11 protein-coding genes are annotated in these 19,219 nt (G+C 39.9%); 4 read left to right on the plus strand and 7 right to left on the minus strand.

Translation table 11 applies throughout. The features are described from left to right. The first annotated feature begins 12 nt into the window (after positions 1 to 12). The gene (locus Bovatus_RS14070) at positions 13 to 990 is read left to right on the plus strand and encodes a fibronectin type III domain-containing protein (protein ID WP_004296463.1); all 978 of its coding nucleotides are present in this window, start codon (positions 13 to 15) and stop codon (positions 988 to 990) included. A gap of 80 nt (positions 991 to 1,070) precedes the next feature. Here Bovatus_RS14070 and Bovatus_RS14075 read toward each other — a convergent pair whose 3' ends face one another. From Bovatus_RS14075 to Bovatus_RS14095, 5 genes are all read right to left on the minus strand, one after another. Next, positions 1,071 to 2,897 (minus strand): endonuclease/exonuclease/phosphatase family protein, encoded by a 1,827-nt coding sequence (locus Bovatus_RS14075; protein WP_004323115.1) that lies wholly within the window; start codon positions 2,895 to 2,897, stop codon positions 1,071 to 1,073. A gap of 171 nt (positions 2,898 to 3,068) precedes the next feature. Then, entirely contained in the window at positions 3,069 to 4,052 is a 984-nt protein-coding gene (locus Bovatus_RS14080) for a glycosyl hydrolase family 18 protein (protein WP_004296465.1), read from the minus strand. A gap of 60 nt (positions 4,053 to 4,112) precedes the next feature. Continuing rightward, positions 4,113 to 5,786 carry a BACON domain-containing protein gene (locus Bovatus_RS14085; RefSeq protein WP_004296466.1) on the minus strand — a complete coding sequence of 558 codons (1,674 nt, stop codon included), beginning with the start codon at positions 5,784 to 5,786 and terminating at the stop codon, positions 4,113 to 4,115. 23 nt (positions 5,787 to 5,809) lie between these two features. Next, a complete protein-coding gene (locus Bovatus_RS14090) occupies positions 5,810 to 7,444 on the minus strand; it encodes a RagB/SusD family nutrient uptake outer membrane protein (RefSeq protein WP_032844229.1) in 1,635 nt (544 codons plus the stop codon). A gap of 20 nt (positions 7,445 to 7,464) precedes the next feature. Next, positions 7,465 to 10,425, minus strand: a complete 2,961-nt coding sequence (locus tag Bovatus_RS14095) for a SusC/RagA family TonB-linked outer membrane protein (protein ID WP_004296468.1) — start codon at positions 10,423 to 10,425, stop codon at positions 7,465 to 7,467. A gap of 370 nt (positions 10,426 to 10,795) precedes the next feature. On the opposite strand from Bovatus_RS14095, the gene Bovatus_RS14100 reads away from it, so the two are divergent. Together Bovatus_RS14100 and Bovatus_RS14105 are read left to right on the plus strand one after the other, a co-directional pair. Then, positions 10,796 to 14,743, plus strand: a complete 3,948-nt coding sequence (locus Bovatus_RS14100) for a hybrid sensor histidine kinase/response regulator transcription factor (RefSeq protein ID WP_004296469.1) — start codon at positions 10,796 to 10,798, stop codon at positions 14,741 to 14,743. A gap of 187 nt (positions 14,744 to 14,930) precedes the next feature. After that, on the plus strand, positions 14,931 to 15,638 hold the full coding sequence (locus tag Bovatus_RS14105) for a LamG domain-containing protein (RefSeq protein ID WP_004296470.1): 708 nt from the start codon (positions 14,931 to 14,933) through the stop codon (positions 15,636 to 15,638). Positions 15,639 to 15,888: 250 nt separating this feature from the next. Here the strand turns inward: Bovatus_RS14105 and ahpF are convergent, their stop codons facing one another. Together ahpF and ahpC are read right to left on the minus strand one after the other, a co-directional pair. Beyond that, on the minus strand, positions 15,889 to 17,439 hold the full coding sequence (gene ahpF, locus Bovatus_RS14110) for an alkyl hydroperoxide reductase subunit F (protein WP_004296471.1): 1,551 nt from the start codon (positions 17,437 to 17,439) through the stop codon (positions 15,889 to 15,891). A gap of 84 nt (positions 17,440 to 17,523) precedes the next feature. Continuing rightward, positions 17,524 to 18,090, minus strand: a complete 567-nt coding sequence (ahpC, locus tag Bovatus_RS14115; RefSeq protein WP_004296472.1) for an alkyl hydroperoxide reductase subunit C — start codon at positions 18,088 to 18,090, stop codon at positions 17,524 to 17,526. A 213-nt stretch (positions 18,091 to 18,303) separates the two neighbouring features. On the opposite strand from ahpC, the gene Bovatus_RS14120 reads away from it, so the two are divergent. After that, positions 18,304 to 18,828: an NUDIX hydrolase gene (locus Bovatus_RS14120; protein WP_004302478.1), complete on the plus strand. Its 525-nt coding sequence runs from the start codon at positions 18,304 to 18,306 to the stop codon at positions 18,826 to 18,828. Positions 18,829 to 19,219 lie beyond the last annotated feature (391 nt).

Raw genomic sequence — 19,219 nt, forward strand, 5'->3', positions numbered from 1 at the left:
AAATAGAACAACATGAAAAAGTATTTTTACTTATTAGCCATGCTGGCAGTAGTACTAGGTACGACTGCTTGCAGTGATGACGACAATCATCCCAGTACAAACATTCTGGATAAACCGGAAGTTACTGTTCCTGATGTAAAAGAGAGTTCTGCTGTTATTACATGGAAAGCCATAGGAAACGCAACAGCTTATATTTATAGCTTGAACAACGGTAGTGAACAAAGTACTGACCAAAATACAATTCAACTGACAGGTTTAGAGCCGGAAAAAAGTTATACATTCAAAGTAAAAGCTCAAAAAACCGGATCAATCTATTTTGAAGATTCAGACTATGCAGAAATCACTTTTACAACAACCTCTGAAGTAACAGTTTATCGGATAGCCACTTTTGCGGACGACTGGGATAAATGGTATTACGAATATAATGACAATGGTACGGTTAAACGTGTCTACAGGCTATATGAAGGAGAGTTGGATAGAGAATGGCTCTTTGCTTATGACGGAAATAATATCACAGTGACAGGTAAGAACGCATATAACATGACTTTAAATGACCAAGGTTATGTTGCAACTTTTGTAGATGGTTCCAACACTTACGAATATACTTATGATGAGAATGGCTACATGACCAAAGTTGAAAAGAATGGCAATATTGCATCTAACATCACCATAGAAAATGGAAATATTATGCAATGGACCAGATTTTCAGATGGAGTAGAGCAGTTTAAGGTTCAGACCTATTCTGCCGTGCCTAATGTGAGCGGAGCACATTGCATCTATGCGGAAAGCAGTGGAGCTAGTCGTTGGCTGGTTGAAACTGGTCTCTTTGGAAAAGCTTCGGCTAATTGCCATACGAGCAGTGGTTGGCAACATTCATCCAGTACAGCTACTTACACATTCGAATATGACGAAAATAGTTGTATCAAAGAGGAAAGCAAAAACTATGACGGATATATAGAGAATTTCTATTATACATATTTCTCCGAATAGCACTTTATGAAATAACTAATTCATGGAGGTGTGTCTAGAAGTCTGGCGCACCTCCATGAATTATAAAGTTATTAGAGACTTTAGACTGTTATATCCAGTAAAACCTCTCCCCTTACATTCAGCACCTTAATCCTCAATTCATCGTTCTTCTTTTCCAGAATCATCACCGTAGCACTGTCCATCTTATATCCTCCACCAATAATAACTGGATAATTATTACCCAGTTCCCCTTTCGGATGGTAAGCGTATTTATGGGTATGTGCATTCAGACTGACATTAAAAGGTGCTTTTTCCAATAATTTAGTCCACAGATCTGCACAGAGATTCTTTTCATAATTACCGTAAAGCGGAATATGATGAATAAGGACACGTTTCTTTGCTTTCTTGAATTCTTTGGCAGACAGTTCTTTTTTCAGAAAATCAACCTGTTCATTACGCAATTGAGTAAAATCGTTCAAGCCATAATATACCCAATGGTCGTCCGGTTTATCTTCTCCACAATCCAACATGACGATACGGGTATCTCCCCAGTTAAAAGAGGCATAAGTTTTATCTCCCACATAATCAAAATGGTCACGCAAACCGATAGAATAGGCATTGCGGATTTCATGGTTGCCACGCATAAAGAAAGTCGGTATGCGATCGCCACACACTCCTTCGGTCAGTTCACTGATAAATGTGGTTGCCTGCTCGTGATCCACAGGATCATCCACACAGTCACCATTGAAAACAACAAAATCATACTTAACATCCTGTATTTGTTTACATAGAGTACGGAAAGTATTGGTATGTTGATGCAAATCATTAAAAACAATAGCGGTAAAAGACTCTGTATCAGCAACAGGAAGAGTAAATTCACTGAAGGTCGATTGTGCTGTATTTCCAAATACCTTTTTATATGCCTGATAAAGCAACATCTCTTGCGAACACACACGATAATAATATTTCTGTCCGGGCTGTAAGCCATCTATACGTATTTTATGCAGCTTGTTATTGCAGACCACCTGACCGTCAACAATCATACGCGCACGTTCCAGCCGGGTAGTATCTGTGCCATATTCCACCCAGCAATAAGAAGGAACGGTTGTTTCCCACATCACAGTAATGCCATTACCCACAGGATTCTGCAAATAAGGTTTAGTACGGAATATCTTGTCTGCCTTTTCAGCGGTACGCAATTCCACAAGTATGGGACGATGGTCGGAAGCCATTAGCTCATTAACTACTTTCGCAGATATGACAGCAAATCCGGTAGCGTTTTGCTTTGACACGGCAATATAATCAATGGCCTCTTTTGGATCGGGAGCAGGATAAGTATGCTTTTCCGGATTGGAGAGTATTTGAAAATCCTTTTGCAATTCTTTGATGAAATCGGATTCAGGTTCAGCATTCATATCTCCGGCTAGAAAAAGAGGCTTTTTATAGGAAGCAATCAATGACTTCACTATTTCCAGGGACTTCATGCGATCTCCTTCCGTTAATGACAGATGAGTACAACAATAAATATAATCCTCAAATTCTGCCAGAATCAAGGTGCGGGCCTCTTCTCTACCAGGTAAAGGGATAGTTTGTAAACGTAGCGGAACTTGCTTTGTCAACAGTCCGATTCCATATTTACCTCCTTCAAACTCTATAGCAGGTGCAAAACAGGCATGCATCTGTGTACGTTCAGCTATTTCACCCAGCACATATTTCTGCCCGCTCCGACGGGTCATACTGTCTACCTCTTGTATAGCCACAACATCAGGAGAAGCATTATTTATCACATTGGCTACCCGTTGAAAACTGCAAATATCATCCATGCCGTTCGCATTTTTAATATTATAAGTCATCAGTCTCAATGTATGTTGAGCCTGTACCGGAAAAATAAATAGAATGACGAAAATGAGTAAAAAGATCTTTTTCATGTTCTTCATTTTTGGGGGTTATGTTAAGTCCCCCAAAGGTAAGAAAAAAATAAAAAGCCACAAAGATACGGATTCATACCTTTGCGGCCTCTTATTGTTAAGAATAACTTTTCTCTAAATGGGGGGATGAGAATAAAGCTATATTATTTACAAGGTCGATTTATTATCTTATTATTTCTTTTGCCACTTTGCGGCAGTATCCCACATTTGCGGATCTACGCTATTAAAGTGCCAAAAACCGATTTGAGAGATTCCCAGTTCATCAGCTAGTTCAAGTAGCGCTTCCGTACTTCTGGCATCACTTGCATAAAACAGATGCCGATTACCATCAGTACCATCATACAGATACATGTTTACCTTTTCATAACATAACCAGATAGGAGAAGGCAAAATTCCATTTATACTGTCAGGCACAGATTGGTAAATCTGCCTTCCTTTGATGCCGCCAGTTACAGCATAATCATTTGCATAAGCAGGCAACGCCATCACTAATTTATCATTTGGAATATGTTTCATCCAGAAAAGCATCGCCTCTCTAGTCCATAGATAATTAGACGTAGGTCCAATGCCCATACAATCATCCCTATGTTTGAGCTCGGGCTTATCTATCCCAGGTGCAAAATACATATCGTAACACATCACTCTAACTAAGTCGCAAGTAGTATTCAAAACTGCCGGATCGTGAAACATCTTAGTTTCGTTATCCTGATACAAAGCCGGATAAAAACTAACGCAATGGCTTAATTTCTTTCCAACAGCATGGAGTTCTTTTGAAGCCAGTTTCAGGAATTCGGTATATGCATCCTGAATATCAGGGTTCAAATGTTCGAGATCAAGATCTATTCCATCATATCCGTTTGCATTGCAATCACTTACATACTTCTCAACAAGCGCCTTTCTTTTCTGTGGCGTATCAATCGTTTCTTCATTCCCACCTACAGCCTGATATACTTCGATATGATTCTGATGACATTCATCGATAAATGATTTCGGAGGATTCCCGAAAACGCTAATGGAACTAATAATCTCTTTCACTGGCTCTATATCCTTAAAAGAGCTTCCATCTATATAGACATACCAAGGAGCTACTTTCTTCTCCTGGGTGGTGGAAGAGAATGTTTCCTGCTTGCAGGAAACACTCGTCATTACCAACATTACACAGCATATAGCTGTTCCAATTATACTTAAATACCTCATTGAATGTAAAGTAAACTGTTATTCTTCATCATAATTATACTTCTTATATTCTATATAGTCATATTTGACTGTATATGTCTTTGCAGTAGGCTTATCTCCTTGCCAGCCACCTCCATCAGCAAAGGTCATCATTGAGAATCCAAATTTAAACTGTGCCGGAGTATACCAAGTAGTAAATGTTTTCGCCACTTCACCATCTATAATCCATGCCGCCCAATATGCACCATCTGCATTAAGTCTAAGGTCAATAGTCAAAGTGTGTTTACCCGGATCAATAGGTACACCGTAAACTCCCATAGCTTCCGTATAACAACGTACCAGCATCTGACCAGGAACAGGAGGAACCGTACAAGCCGCACGATCATTTTCAGTACCCGAGAAAACAAACATAGAGAATGACCTTTCTTCAGCATTAGTTGCAGCGATATTACCACCTGCCAACCATTTTTCACCTACCCCTACCAAAGGAACATCTATTTCCCATGTATATTTTCCAGCTCCTATCTCCGGACCATAAACGAAGTTATTCCCGTTAGATAGATTCAAACTTCCATCCGCAATCGTTCCTCCATTGTTAGTCCATCCAACAGGAACAAAACCAGCTTCCTCAAAGTCCCACTTCACTGTTGTTCCCTCTGGTTCGGGAGGAAGCTGACCTTCGATAATCGGCTTCATTGAATAATCATAAGGAACATATTCAAGATAATCAAATAAGGCATAATTTTCTTGAGTTGCCGCATGATCGCCCATACCATAAAGATTCTCGACACTAGATATAGCACGGAAATAAGCCTCTTCACCATAATCTAATTGTGCCCTCTTTAAAACTTTACCATCAACCGACCACTCCGCCAGATATTTCTTATTTTCTAACTTCAAATCCAATACAAACGTATGCCAAGCATCCCCCTTAATAGGCGTGAATTCAGAGAAAAAAGGATTAGCCTGACTAGTCACAAGGCACAGCATATCATCTGGTCCGGCACTATGTGCTGCACGGTCTGCAGCTGTACCGGAACAAATTTCAAAATCCAATTCATGCCCATCGTCAAAATATAAAAATGCTCCAATACTGGCCCGGTCATTCATTCCGAATTTAGGGACATATATCCTCCATTCATAACGACCTGATCCGAATTGCGTTGTTGTCTGCACCTTGAAACGGTCCCCATTAGTACCTTCATACTCTTCACCTGCCCGGGTATAGATTCTTAACGCTTTTCCATCTTCACATTCGTCATTATCTACGATAGTGATCGGATTGATCCCTGCCACAAGCCCCGTCTTTTGCAATCCAGTAAAGTCACCGTAATTATAAATGGTTCCTTTATAGCCATCCTGAATAACTGTGATGGTTCGAAGTTCAGCACCTTTCGCCGCTATGGTCAAGGTTGCACTACGTTTTGGGCCGTTATTCTTATCAGCAGCAATTGTTAACGTACCATTACCAGTTCCTTCCAAAGGAGAAACAGTAAGCCAATTACCACCTGCCTGATCCACTGCAACTTCCCAAGCTGCTTCTGACGTAATATCTACAGTCTGAACTTCAGTAGAGGAGACTCCGAATGTTAAAGCATTTGTGGAGATTCCGCATGCAACAATCTCTGTTTTCTCTTTGAAGCTATCACCGCATGATACTAAAGAGGCATTACATAATACACCTATTGCTAAATATAAATATCTTAGTTTCATAATGATTGTTTTTATTGTTTCATTCAGTTCTTCAAATTCGGATTAATAGACGAATCTACAAAAGGACGGGGAAGATACATTTTACTGTCATTCCACGTACCAGATACGGAAACAGCTTCTTTCCTGAAGACTCCGGGAGCCACTTCAATCTCCGGATTTAATTTTCTGTATTCAAAATGATCTTTAATGCGATTCATGCGAAACATATCCCTTGCTCTAGTGGCAATATTTCCCCAATAATATCCGGCTATTTCCCAGCCATGTTCATTATAGGCAGCTTCTGCCAGATCATCATACGACATGGTTGTCTTATAGATATCCCGGTCTGCAACAACAGATCCATTGGCACGATTGCGTACCTCATTCAATAAGTTGACAGCTTCCGTGATACTGCCTGTTTTTGAACGACCTACGGCTTCGGCATACCAGCAATATACTTCTGCCAAGCGAATAATCTGATGCGTCTTTTCTCCATTCTGATTCATCGAAATCTTCGGATTCGTATAGTCGAATTCTTCTCCAGTGGTCGTTTCTACTTTCTTCATGAAACAGGGAGCAACAACCACACGTGGCGCTTCCGGATTGGGGTCTTCCCACCAATCACGCAACTTAGTTTCATTCTTCAATATGATTTTCGGGAAATAAGATGCATCTTTGCGTGAGCCTTCCGGGAAATCATACCAGAATTTAATTTCTCCGTTCGTATCTCCCCATCCACCGCCACCATAAGCATAGTCTGCCAGGAAATCAGCTAAAGGGGCATTGGTAAGTGCATCTATTCCCAAATTATAGTAAACGCCAAGCAACACTTCAGGATTATTCTTATTATACTCCATCGAATATACTTGCTTATAATCAGGTAATAATTTGTAGTAGTAAGTACCTTTCTTCGCAGCATCGATTACTTCTTTTGCCTTTGCAGCGGCCAGTTGATAATATTCTGTTCCTTTGTTCAACGGCCATCCCGCCATTGCCATATACACATAAGCCAATGTTGCTTTTACAGCTCCTTGACTAACAGCAATGTTTACCCCATTTCTTGCGTAGGGTTCTTTAGTATAATTAGCAGGGACCATTGTTTCTGCCTTTTTCAGATCAGATACAATCAGCTCGTAAATTTCAGGAACGGTTGCCAATGGCATGTTGTAATTGATTTCATCTTTCACAACCATAGGTACCTCTCCCCAAGCCATTACAAAGTAAAAATAAGAATAGGCACGCCAATAATAAGCTTGTCCAATGGCTGCATCTTTCTCTTCCTGGCTCACCTCCGGAGTTCGTCCGGCATTATCTATAATGAAATTAGCAGCTTTTACCAATCTCCAACGAGCACCCCACAATTCAGTCACCCAAGTGTTATTGTCCGAAACATTATAAGTATCTACCTCACGCAACCCCTGTTTATTAGCTGCAGGGTGTGTAGAAATATCATCACCCATCACTGATTCGAAACCTGCCCAGATATTTGCATACATATCACTCGCAACTTTGGAATACATTCCATTCAGAGCCAAGTCCAGATCACCTTTTGAATTAAAGAAATTAGTTACCGCCAACTGCCCCTTAGGATCTTCTGTCAGTAAATCCTGGCAAGACACCATCCAAAGTGCTATCAATGCTAGTCCGACAGATTTGAATATTCTATATATTGTTTTCATATCCATGTATAGTTAAAAGATTAAAAGTTAAGTTTCATACCAAAAGTGAATGTTCTTGGAACAGGATAAGATCCCATATCCACACCATTAAAGCCATAATCGGATTCACTGTACACTTCTGGGTCCATACCTGTGTATTTCGTTAATGTAAACAGGTTTTGAGCACTGACCGACAGTTGAATATCGGCTACTTTCGTTATCTTCTTAGGAATATTATACGTAAGGCTTATATTTTTCAGTCTCACAAATGATGCATCTTCAAGCCAGAAATCGGAATCAGGATAGTTTCTATTATCTGAATTTTTATGACTTGCATACACAGCATCTGCTTTATTGGCTACTTTATCCCAACTTTTGTAATAAGCATCGGATAAAGAGATGAAGCGATATACACCTGTCATAGATCCCATCGCATAGCGGCTTACATTCAGTCTATCTTGTCCTAATGCAGCATTGATAAAGAGATTGAGCGTCCAGTTTTTCCAAGTGAATGTATTATTCCATCCGAAAGTCCAATTAGGCTCGGCCTGCCCTTTAGTAACCAGATCGTCAGCACCCGGATTGGTTGTCAAACTTCCATTAGATTGATGTTTATACAAGTTGGCGCCCTGGTCATTAAAGTTTGCCCATTCATAAAGATAGAAAGAGCCAATCGGATACCCTACTTTTTTAATTTGAATGGGACCACCGCCAATACTTGTATAATTCTCCCCAACGATAAAATCACTACCTGCCAGATCGATTATCTTATTCTTTAAATAAGATGCATTCAGCGATGTTTCCCAACCAAATATATCTTTGTCTGTCAAAGGAGTAGCTGTAATGGTGAATTCAACACCAGAGTTTCTAACTTCACCTTGGTTGACCCAGAAAGAGCCACCTCCGTTATACTGAGGAGCAGGTTTGCGAAGCAACAGGTCCTTAGTATCCTTTCGGAACCATTCGGCTGTAAAACTCAAGCGACCGTCTAAAACACTGGCGTCCAAACCTATGTTATACTGATAGGTGCTTTCCCAAGTTACATCCGGTGTAGCGAGATTTCCAGTCCAATAACCGGTATGGATTGCATCGCTACCATAACCGTCATAATTTGTAGGAGCCAACATACCTAATGTTGTGTAAGCACCGATACTTTGATTACCAACAACACCAAAACTGGCTCTTAGTTTCAATTGCTGGACAATGTTTTGTTTGCTCATAAAGTTTTCTTTAGCAACATCCCAAGCAACAGCTGCTGACGGAAAATATCCCCACTTATTATTCTTCTGAAACTTAGATGAACCGTCGGCACGGAAAGTACCTGTCAGCATATACTTCCCTTTGTAATTGTACATAATTCGACCAAGCCCGGACACAATAGCTTCTGCGGAATAGCCATTCTCTCCATCGCGTGTCTTTGCATTTTTTGCATTCCAATAACCAACAAACTCATTGGCTAAATCACTTCCGGTCAATTTTAGATTTCTGCCTTCGGCACCACTTGCTTCAAATACAGCTGTTGCAGTCAGATGATGATCGCCGAAACTTGTGTTATAAGTCACATTATTGGTATTCTGCCAGAATAGATTCATCCTGCTCGCATTTTCCATACCACTAATTTGTCCGGGTTTTGCTAATGACGAGGTGAAAGAGTAACTCGGAACATGAGAGTAATTAGCAGCACCCTGTACAGACAATGTCAACCCTTTCATTATTTTGAAAGTCAAATCCATATTAGTATTCAAAGCATACACGTATGAGTCACCATAATTTGCGACACGTGCACCATAAGGGTTTCCGTTTACTGAATTATAAGGGTCCATATTATAAACGCCCGTTACCGGATCTTTCATTTCCATCGTAGGAGAATAGTTCAGAAAGTTCATAATGTCAATACCCCCATTATGACTGTGAGTACGTGAAGCATTAATTTTGGTAGAAAGTGTCAACCACTTGGTGAGTTCATTATCCAAATTTATCCGCAACTGTGCACGTTGATACTTGGTCGTGATGGTCATGGCTGTCATATTCAGTACATTGGCTGAAATAAGATACTTATTTTTAGCCGTTCCACCCGAAATACCTAATTTATAGTCCTGACTAATACCGGTCTGCAACATCAAATTCTGCCAGTCAATGCCTTTGGAGCCATTCTTATAGGCTTCCATCTCATCATCTGCAAATGAGATACCATTATACTCCTTTAATGCAGTCGCATATTCATAAGCATTCAGTAAGTCATATTTTTTAAGGATGTTCGATACGCCTATAGCCACATCTGCATAAATCTGCACTTTACCTTCCACCCCTTTTTTAGTAGTTACCAATACCACACCATTAGCGCCGCGTGAGCCATAAATAGCCGTTGCCGAAGCATCCTTCAGAACTTCAATAGATTGAATGTCAGCAGGATTTACATCTAGTCCACCAGACATAATGCCATCGATGACATACAAGGGGTCATTGCTGGTATTAAGAGAAGTAGTACCACGAACACGAACTTTAACTGTACCACCAGGTAAACCATTTACGCTCGTCACTGCCACACCTGCAGTACGTCCTTGCAGAATATCTTCCACCCGCTTTACCGGCTGATCCTTAAATTGTTTGGAAGAAACAGAAGCCACAGCACCTGTTATATCTGATTTTTTCACTGCACCATAGCCAATGACCACTACTTCACTCAATTGGTTCTGATCTTCCTGCATTGTAATCTTCAAACTGGTATTCGTTCCCAGTTTAACCTCTTTAGTCACGTATCCGATATAAGAGAATGATAGTGTAGAGCCAACAGGAGCACTAATCGAGAACTTTCCGGAAATATCCGTTACGGTACCAGTTTGTGCATCTTTAAGAGTTACGTTGACACCGATGATAGGTTCATTGCTGTCGGCATCCGTAACAGTACCCGAATACTGCTTTGCAACCTGTGCATAAGTAGATGTAACTGCTGCAAAAAGAAATAGTAGCAAGCAGCCAAGCGTTTTTCTTAGATTATCCATATACTTTTCATTTAGTTAGAATATAATAATATTAGATTTTTAGGAATTTTAGATACAAGTCAAGGCATTCAAAATGTTCCCAACATTACTCCGCCACCTCTTCATTCTACAGTTTTAGGATGTATTCATAGTAAATAGTCTTTTTTTTAAGGTTTAATACGTTTCGTATTTAGTGTTAACTGTGCAAATATAGGCGCAAAGCATGGAAATAGAGATCAAATAACATCCATAATTAGTCCGCTACTGTTCAAAAGGATCATTCTGAATATCCTTTCGAGCTATCTAATGAGCTTTGTGGACAAAAGAAGATGAAATCTATTGTACAGTTTCATAACTTCTTTTATATTTGCTCTATCAAAAGAACATAACTATGTCAAAAGCACACGTACTAAAGAGGTATTCTTTTCTAATCTGGATATTATTCTTTGTTCTTTCTACCAAGGCTGAACAACAAGACTACTACTTCAGACAAATTTCTTTGGAACAGGGATTGTCACAATCAAGAGTGCAGTGCATTTACAGAGATCATTTAGGAGTAATATGGATAGGTACCAAATGGGGGTTAAATAGTTATGACCAATCTGAACTGAAAAGTTATTTTCATGACCGGGAGCAGCCCAACTCATTGCCCGACAATTTCATTCGTTTTATTACAGAGGATCGTTTAGGCGATTTATACGTTTCTACCAATAAAGGAATTGCCATCTACAATAAAGCAGAAAATCAGTTTCAGCCATTGAAATATAACGGGAAGCCATTTAACGCTTGGTCTTATCTTCAAATAGGTGACAATTTCCTGTTTGGAGGAGAAGAAACTTTATACCAATACAATCTGACGGATAAAAGTATTACGACAATCTTCCCCGACATCGATGGAGACAAGTTAAAATGTATCAATCGCATCTTTCAGTGGAGTCCCGATGTGCTGATAACCAGCAGTAAAAAAGACGGGCTTTGGATGTACGACTTGACAAAAAAGAAAATGTATCGATGTCCATTTGTAAAAGAGCGCGAGATAAACACCATATTTGTTGACTCTCAAAACCGGCTTTGGGTATCATTCTATGGCAAAGGAATAGCCTGCTACTCGAAAGAGGGGAAAAGGCTTTTCAGTTTATCCACCAAAAATTCCGGGCTCAACAACGATATCATTTTTGATTTTCTTGAAAAAGACAACCAACTTTGGATAGCTACTGACGGAGGAGGTATCAACATACTTGACTTCCAGACTATGAAGTTCTCTCATCTTAAACATATTTCCGATGATGAACAATCCTTGCCGAATAACTCTATCTACCGGCTGTATAAAGATCAGATGGACAATATATGGATAGGCAGTATACACGGAGGATTATTCGCCATTAAGAAAGTGTTCATCAAAACCTATAAAGATGTTCCACTGAACAATCTCAATGGAATTAGCGAACGTACCGTGGTTAGCATCTTTGAAGATAAGGATACATTGCTTTGGATTGGAACAGACGGAGGAGGTATCAACTCATTTGACCAAAAAACGAATACATTTCATCATTACCCTACTACATACGGGGAGAAAGTTACCTCTATCACAAATTTTTCTGAAAATGAGCTCTTATTATCATGTTTTAATAAAGGGGTATTTACCTTTAATAAGAGAACTGCACAGATGCAACCTTTTCCCATTATCAATGACTCTATTTCGAAAAGAGAATTTTCATCCGGTGATTTGGTAAATCTATATGCTACAAAAGATAATATTTACATATTAGGAGCAAAAGTCTATATCTATAACAAGCATACCCGGCAAACATCTATTCTCTACGCACCCCAAATAGACATTCAACGCCAAATAGCTATGCAGGCAATTTATTCCGACGATACGCATCTGTATCTAATGGGAACCAATAACCTGTTTAAACTAAACTTCAAAACTAACGAACTATCTTCATTAGTCAATATGAAAGAGGGAGATGATTTCACATCGGCCTGCCGGGATGATAAAGGTAACTTTTGGATAGGAAGTAATTTCGGACTGCTCTTCTATAATAAACAGACTGGAAAAACAGAAAAAATACATACCAACTTGTTCAACAGTGTATCCAGCCTTGCCTATGATAAAAAAGGAAAAGTCTGGATAGGAGCACAGAACATGTTCTTTGCGTATATTATCAACGAAAAACGTTTTGTTATCCTGGACGAATCCGATGGAGTTCCTTCCAACGAATTGATATTTACCCCTATTCCTGCTCTTCGTACTCCCAATCTGTATATGGGAGGTACTATGGGACTGGTACGCATTAATACGGATATTATTTTCGAAAGCAATTCGTCTCCTATTCTCAAGCTACTTGAAGTAAAACTGAATGGTAAATCAACTCTGAAACAGGTTAATAATAACTGTATTTCGATTCCCTGGAATCATTCATCGTTCAACATTAAAGTGATTGCTGACGAAAAGAACTCCTTCCGAAAACACCTTTTCCGATATGTCATCACAGGAAAAGACAAAATGGTGATCGAGAGTTATCTCCAGACACTCGAATTGGGTACATTAGCATCAGGAGAATATACCATCAGCGTATCCTGCGACACCTCCAACGGTGAATGGAGCCAGCCGACAGAGATCTTAACTATTATAGTCTCACCTCCTTGGTGGAAATCTACCTGGTTTATTATACTATGCATTTTCTTTGCATTTCTAGTGGCAGGAATGGTCTTCTTTAGTTTGATAAGAAAAAAAGAAAATCGGCTGAAACGTGAGATGCGGGAACATGAGAAGAAGATATATGAAGAGAAAATACGCTTCTTAATCAATATCAGCCATGAGCTACGCACCCCTTTGACACTCATCTATGCTTCCCTGAAACGAATTCTCAATAAAGAGGTGAAGCAAGACGAGCTACCGGAATATCTACAGGGTGCATTCAAGCAGGCCAATCAGATGAAAGATATTATCAACATCGTGCTTGATGCACGCAAAATGGAGGTAGGGCAGGAAGTGCTACACATCTCTTCGCATCCTTTGCACAAGTGGATACAGGAAGTGGCAGAAACATTTCAAACTGCATCGAAGGCCAAAGAAATTGAAATTACATACGACTTTGACGACAGCATACAATATATCGCGTATGATGACACCAAATGCAAAGTTGTTCTTTCCAATCTGATTATGAATGCTTTGAAATATAGTCCCAATCAGACTCGTATCGTCATAAAAACAATCCGTACAAATGAAAGTATACAAGTACACGTACAAGACCAGGGAATCGGATTGGATAATGTAGATATAAAAAAGCTCTTTACCCGTTTCTACCAAGGCAAACATAATGAGGGAGGAAGTGGTATCGGTTTATCTTATGCTAAAATGTTGATTGACTTACATGGAGGTAGGATGGGCGCTTTCAATAATAAAGACAGAGGGGCCACATTCTTTTATGAAATACCGGCTAATCTACAAGAACAAGAAGTATCATGTCCTCAACATTCCTACCTCAACGAACTTTTAAGTTCTCCGGAGGAAGAAGAGAAAATAGAATCCGAGGCTTTCTCTCTACAAGGGTATTCACTGTTGATTGTAGAAGACAAACAGGACTTAAGGGAATTCTTAAAAAGTGCCCTTAAAGATAAATTCAAGAAGATCTATCAGGCAGAAAATGGACTGGTAGCACTGGAAGTTATTAAGCAACAGCAACCGGACATTATAGTAAGTGATGTAATGATGCCACAAATGAATGGCTATCAGCTATGCAAGGAAATTAAAGAGAATCTGAATATTAGCCATATCCCTGTCATCCTGCTTACCGCCAGAGCCGATTCTGAAAGCCAGATGTTAGGATACAAATTAAGAGCTGATGCCTATTTACCCAAACCATTTGAAATGGAAATGCTCCTTAGCGTGATCCAAAACCAGATGAGAAATCGTGAATATATTAAGTCCAGATACAGGGGCAATCAATTCATTCTGTCTCCGCAAGAGGCCACTTTCAGCAATGCGGATGAACAATTTATGATCAAATTGAATGAAATGATCGATCAGAATCTGTCTCAACCAGATTTGGATGTGAAATTCCTGACTACTCAAATGGCAATGAGCCGGACATCCTTATATAATAAGATCAAGGAACTGACCGGCATGGGAGCAAACGATTATATCAATCGTAGAAGAATCGACAAAGCAATCATTCTTTTAACTCAGTCTGGCATGAGCATTACTGAAATATCAGAGCAGGTAGGTTTCACTTATCAACGATATTTCAGTACGTTATTTAAAGAAATGAAAGGAATGACTCCTTCTCAATTCAGAGCACAACATGGTTCCACCCAACAACAATCAGAGTAGATTCAGCACTTTAGTTTATCATTTATATAGAAATTATACTCCCCGGAACAGAGCGATTAGGATTTCCAGTGCAGATTTGGACGTTTCATGATTTGAAATGACTAAAATCTGATGAGTAGAATAAAGCATTCGACTACTTTTGCAGCAAGCAATTGATAGAAAACGAATACACTTAAATTCAATTATTATGAGAAACTACTATTTAACTCTGTTACTAATATGCATTTGCGGCCTTTGCTTTGCACAGCAACAGACCAATGACATCAGTACTAAAAATCCGCCAAACAAAGAATGGAACTTCAACAATCTGGATGGATGGAAATACGGACATCAGGATAACAACCCGGATAATCAATGCATATTAGAGAATGGTTACTTACGGATCTTTACCCGGGCTAACTCGGTGGATCGGAAAAAGGTTCATACTGTAGAACGGATTTATACAACAGGAAGATATACCTGGCGTACTCATATCCCGCAAATGGGAATAGGAGATCAATGTAGCGTGGGTTCGTGGATATACCATGACGACCAACATGAATTGGATTTTGAAGTCGGATATGGTAAAGATAAAGTTCGCAAGGAGTTAAATGCAACTCCCGACGAAATGATTGCTTATATGACATCGCAGGCATATCCTTTTTCTTCCGTTCCTGTAGTAATCAAGACCGGATGGCATCTGTTCGAAATTGATCTGACATTAAAAAACGGGAACTATTACATCACCTGGTTAATAGACAACGAGCCCAAACATGAACTTCAACTGGAATTTGGGAAAGACATTGCATTCCATATTTTTTGCAGTGTAGAGAATCTTAAATTTATTGGAGACCAACCGGCACAGCAGGAAAACTCCGGATTGTTTGATTTCGTCAGATATACATATCATGACTAAATAAATAAACTTAACACACATTTCTTAAAAGCCCAAAAAATTAATGCCATGAGAACAACGTTCATTTCACTTTCTCGGATATTCATGAACATTTGTCTCCATGCGCAGGATAGAGTAGTCGATGAAGGTCATGCTCTCTAAATATAAAATAGCCCTCGCTACAAATTTGTAACGGGGGTATTTTTTAGAGGAGTTATTCCTCCTCCTGCTAATATTTTGTTTATGTGCTTTTTATATCTGAATACATCAATCAGATAATCCCTCTCACTCTATCGTCAAATGCAGAAAGCGCAGCTTTCGCTCCTTCGCCCATAGAGATAATAATTTGCTTATAAGGAACCGTAGAAACATCTCCGGCTGCATAGATACCCGTCACATTCGTACGGCAATGTGCATCAATCATGATTTCGCCCGGACGGTTGGTTTCCACTATGTCGCGGAATACACTGCTATTCGCAGAAAGCCCGATTTGTACAAATACACCATCCAACTCAACCAAACGTTCTTCTTCCGTTTTGCGGTCTTTGATGCGCAGGGCAGTCAGCTTATCACCATTTCCTATCACTTCCGTAGTCTGTGAACTTACAAACACTTCCACATTCGGCAATGATTTAAGTCGCTCTTGAAGTACACTGTCTGCTTTCAACTCATCCATAAATTCAAAAACAGTGACTTTGGAGCAGATACCAGCCAAGTCAATCGCTGCCTCAATGCCGGAATTTCCTCCACCTACTACTGCTACATGCTTTCCCTTATAAAACGGCCCATCACAATGAGGGCAGAAAGCAACACCACGACCGATATACTCCGCTTCTCCCGGAACATTCAGTTTACGCCAGCTTGCACCAGTTGCAATAATCAGTGCCGGAGCCAGGAATTTCTCCCCAACAGAGGTAGTGATCTGCTTTTGTTTTCCAACCACTTCTACTTTTTCTACTTTACGATGCTCCAGCAAATCCACCGGATAACGCAACAAGTGAGTTTTCAGATTATCGGCAAGTTCATTTCCTGTCGTTTCCGGAACAGAAATTAGATTTTCAATACCCACCGTTTCTTTTACCTGTCCGCCAACACGCTCGGCCACGATAGCTACACGGAGTCCTTTACGGGCAGAATAAATAGCTGCTGATACTCCTGCAGGTCCTCCACCGACTACAATCACATCATATTCTTTCACCTCTGCATTCGCTTTGGTTTCGTCAATACCATATTGATCTTCCAACTTGGCAAGCAATTCGCCAAATTCACCACGGCCTACATGAAGCAATTTTCCATCTGCAAAGACAGAGGGTACTCCTTGTATCTTCAGTGCATCTACTTCATCCTGATAAAGCGCACCGTCTACCATTTCATGCGTAATAGCCGGATTCAAAGTAGTCATTGCATTCAGAGCCTGCACTACGTCAGGGCAGTTCGTACAAGTCAACGAAACATAAGTGGTCAGATGTATCGGGCCTTTCAGTGCTTTCACACGGTTGCAAACGGCCTCATCGGGAAAGTTCTTTCCTTTGCCGTCCAGATTCAGGATAGCCAAAAGCAATGATGTGAACTCATGTCCGTTAGGAATACCCCGGAATGTGATTCCGGTACGATCACTATTCTTTAATAAAGTAAACTTCAATGCTTCTCCCTCATTCACCGAGCAAGTGATATGATCGGAACAATCCGCTACATCTCCCAGCAACTCCAATAATTCTGTTTTGTTTTCGTGGCTGGATGATACGGATATATCAAAAGTAAAGTTTGCCTCCAGCCCAGCAAAAATACCCTTTAGTTGTTCTTTTAATGCAGATTCTAACATATCTTTTTCCTTTCATTTTTTTAAAAGAAAGGCCGGCAGCGTCTCTCGTTACCGGCCTCCCATAATCACCATTATCAAGATCTATCAAATCTTACCTACCAGGTCAATGCTTGGTTTCAGGGTAGACTCACCCTTCTTCCATTTAGCCGGGCAAACTTCTCCGTCATGGGTAGCAACAAACTGTGCAGCTTCCACCTTACGAAGCAATTCACTTGCATCACGGCCAATATTGTTATCATTCAGTTCCACCACTTTAATCTTTCCTTCCGGATTGACAACGAATGTACCGCGATAAGCCATACCCTCTTCTTCGATATATACACCCAGTGCACGGCTCAAAGCGCCAGTCGGGTCTGCCAACATCGGATATTGAATCTTGCGAATACTTTCAGAAGCATCATGCCAAGCTTTGTGCACGAAATGAGAGTCAGTACTTACCGAATAGATCTCTACACCCATCGCCTTGAACTGATCGTACTTTTCAGCCATATCCACCAATTCAGTAGGACATACGAAAGTAAAGTCAGCAGGATAGAAGAAAAGAATCGCCCATTTACCTTTCAGGTCATTGTTGGTTACAGTCTTGAAAGCTCCGTTGTGAAAAGCCTGAACACTGAATTCAGGAAGTTGAGAATTTAAAATTGGTTCCATAATCTTTATTGCTTTTATTGTTATTAATTGATTTGACTTATAACATCAGAAACAACGTTTTGTTTTTTGTTTCTGATGCAAAGATAAAGGCAGAAACCCCGCCTTTGCAAAAAAAGCCCAATCGAATATTTCTATGCGGTGATAGATGAAATTAATAAAAGCATTTTATACCTTTGCATGCATAAACAAAAAAACTGGAAAATATATACGATTATGGAACATCCTCTTGACCAATTCTTATATTGCCCTAAATGTGGTTCCTCTCATTTTGAGATTAACAACGAGAAATCTAAAAAATGTGCAGATTGCGGCTTTGTCTATTATTTCAATCCTTCTGCCGCCACAGTAGCACTCATCTTGAATGAGAAAAATGAACTGCTTGTCTGCCGGCGTGCTAAAGAGCCAGCCAAAGGGACTCTCGATCTTCCCGGCGGATTCATCGATATGAATGAAACAGGCGAAGAAGGTGTTGCTCGCGAAGTACTGGAAGAAACAGGGCTGAAAGTTAAAAAAGCCGTTTACCAGTTCACACTTCCCAATATTTATGTTTATTCAGGTTTCCCTGTACATACTCTCGATATGTTTTTCCTCTGCACTGTAGAAGACATGAGCCATTTCTCCGCCATGGATGATGTAGCAGATTCTTTCTTCCTACCTCTCTCCGAGATTCATCCGGAAGATTTTGGGTTGGATTCTATCCGTCGCGGACTTAGCTTGTTTCTAGCTCAATGCCGCTAAGATAATCTCATCAGCCTGATAGATTGAGAGTATTTCATCTATAGTTATGTCCCATTTTTAAGATATTCCTCCAAAACATCAGATAAAAAAATAATGATCTGGAGAATAAAATGCATAAAAACATGCAACTGTATGCAAAATCACAGGCTAATACCGTATAAATTCAAGTCGAATATGCATCTTTTTCTATCAAGAAAAGATTCGTTGGTTTAAAACCAAGGAGTTCTTCCCCACCGAGGAACGCTTCCTTTCTCACCGACGAAGCAGCTTTTGCTCGGTGAGGAAGACAAATAAGGGAAAATTAAGACCGTTTTTCTTCTATTTCATCACAAATATCGAAAAGGCAACAAACAACAAAATGCCAGTTTCTAACCACATTTCAGTTTACACA

The sequence above is a fragment of the Bacteroides ovatus genome (assembly GCF_001314995.1).
GTDB lineage: Bacteria > Bacteroidota > Bacteroidia > Bacteroidales > Bacteroidaceae > Bacteroides > Bacteroides ovatus.

What these genes read in the sequence shown, in the direction of transcription:
- Bovatus_RS14070 (WP_004296463.1), top strand. Translation starts at nt 13, where the DNA reads ATGAAAAAGTATTTTTACTTATTAGCCATGCTGGCAGTAGTACTAGGT.
- Bovatus_RS14075 (WP_004323115.1), bottom strand. Translation starts at nt 2,897, where the DNA reads ATGAAAAAGATCTTTTTACTCATTTTCGTCATTCTATTTATTTTTCCG.
- Bovatus_RS14080 (WP_004296465.1), bottom strand. Translation starts at nt 4,052, where the DNA reads ATGTTGGTAATGACGAGTGTTTCCTGCAAGCAGGAAACATTCTCTTCC.
- Bovatus_RS14085 (WP_004296466.1), bottom strand. Translation starts at nt 5,786, where the DNA reads ATGAAACTAAGATATTTATATTTAGCAATAGGTGTATTATGTAATGCC.
- Bovatus_RS14090 (WP_032844229.1), bottom strand. Translation starts at nt 7,444, where the DNA reads ATGAAAACAATATATAGAATATTCAAATCTGTCGGACTAGCATTGATA.
- Bovatus_RS14095 (WP_004296468.1), bottom strand. Translation starts at nt 10,425, where the DNA reads ATGGATAATCTAAGAAAAACGCTTGGCTGCTTGCTACTATTTCTTTTT.
- Bovatus_RS14100 (WP_004296469.1), top strand. Translation starts at nt 10,796, where the DNA reads ATGTCAAAAGCACACGTACTAAAGAGGTATTCTTTTCTAATCTGGATA.
- Bovatus_RS14105 (WP_004296470.1), top strand. Translation starts at nt 14,931, where the DNA reads ATGAGAAACTACTATTTAACTCTGTTACTAATATGCATTTGCGGCCTT.
- ahpF (WP_004296471.1), bottom strand. Translation starts at nt 17,439, where the DNA reads ATGTTAGAATCTGCATTAAAAGAACAACTAAAGGGTATTTTTGCTGGG.
- ahpC (WP_004296472.1), bottom strand. Translation starts at nt 18,090, where the DNA reads ATGGAACCAATTTTAAATTCTCAACTTCCTGAATTCAGTGTTCAGGCT.
- Bovatus_RS14120 (WP_004302478.1), top strand. Translation starts at nt 18,304, where the DNA reads ATGGAACATCCTCTTGACCAATTCTTATATTGCCCTAAATGTGGTTCC.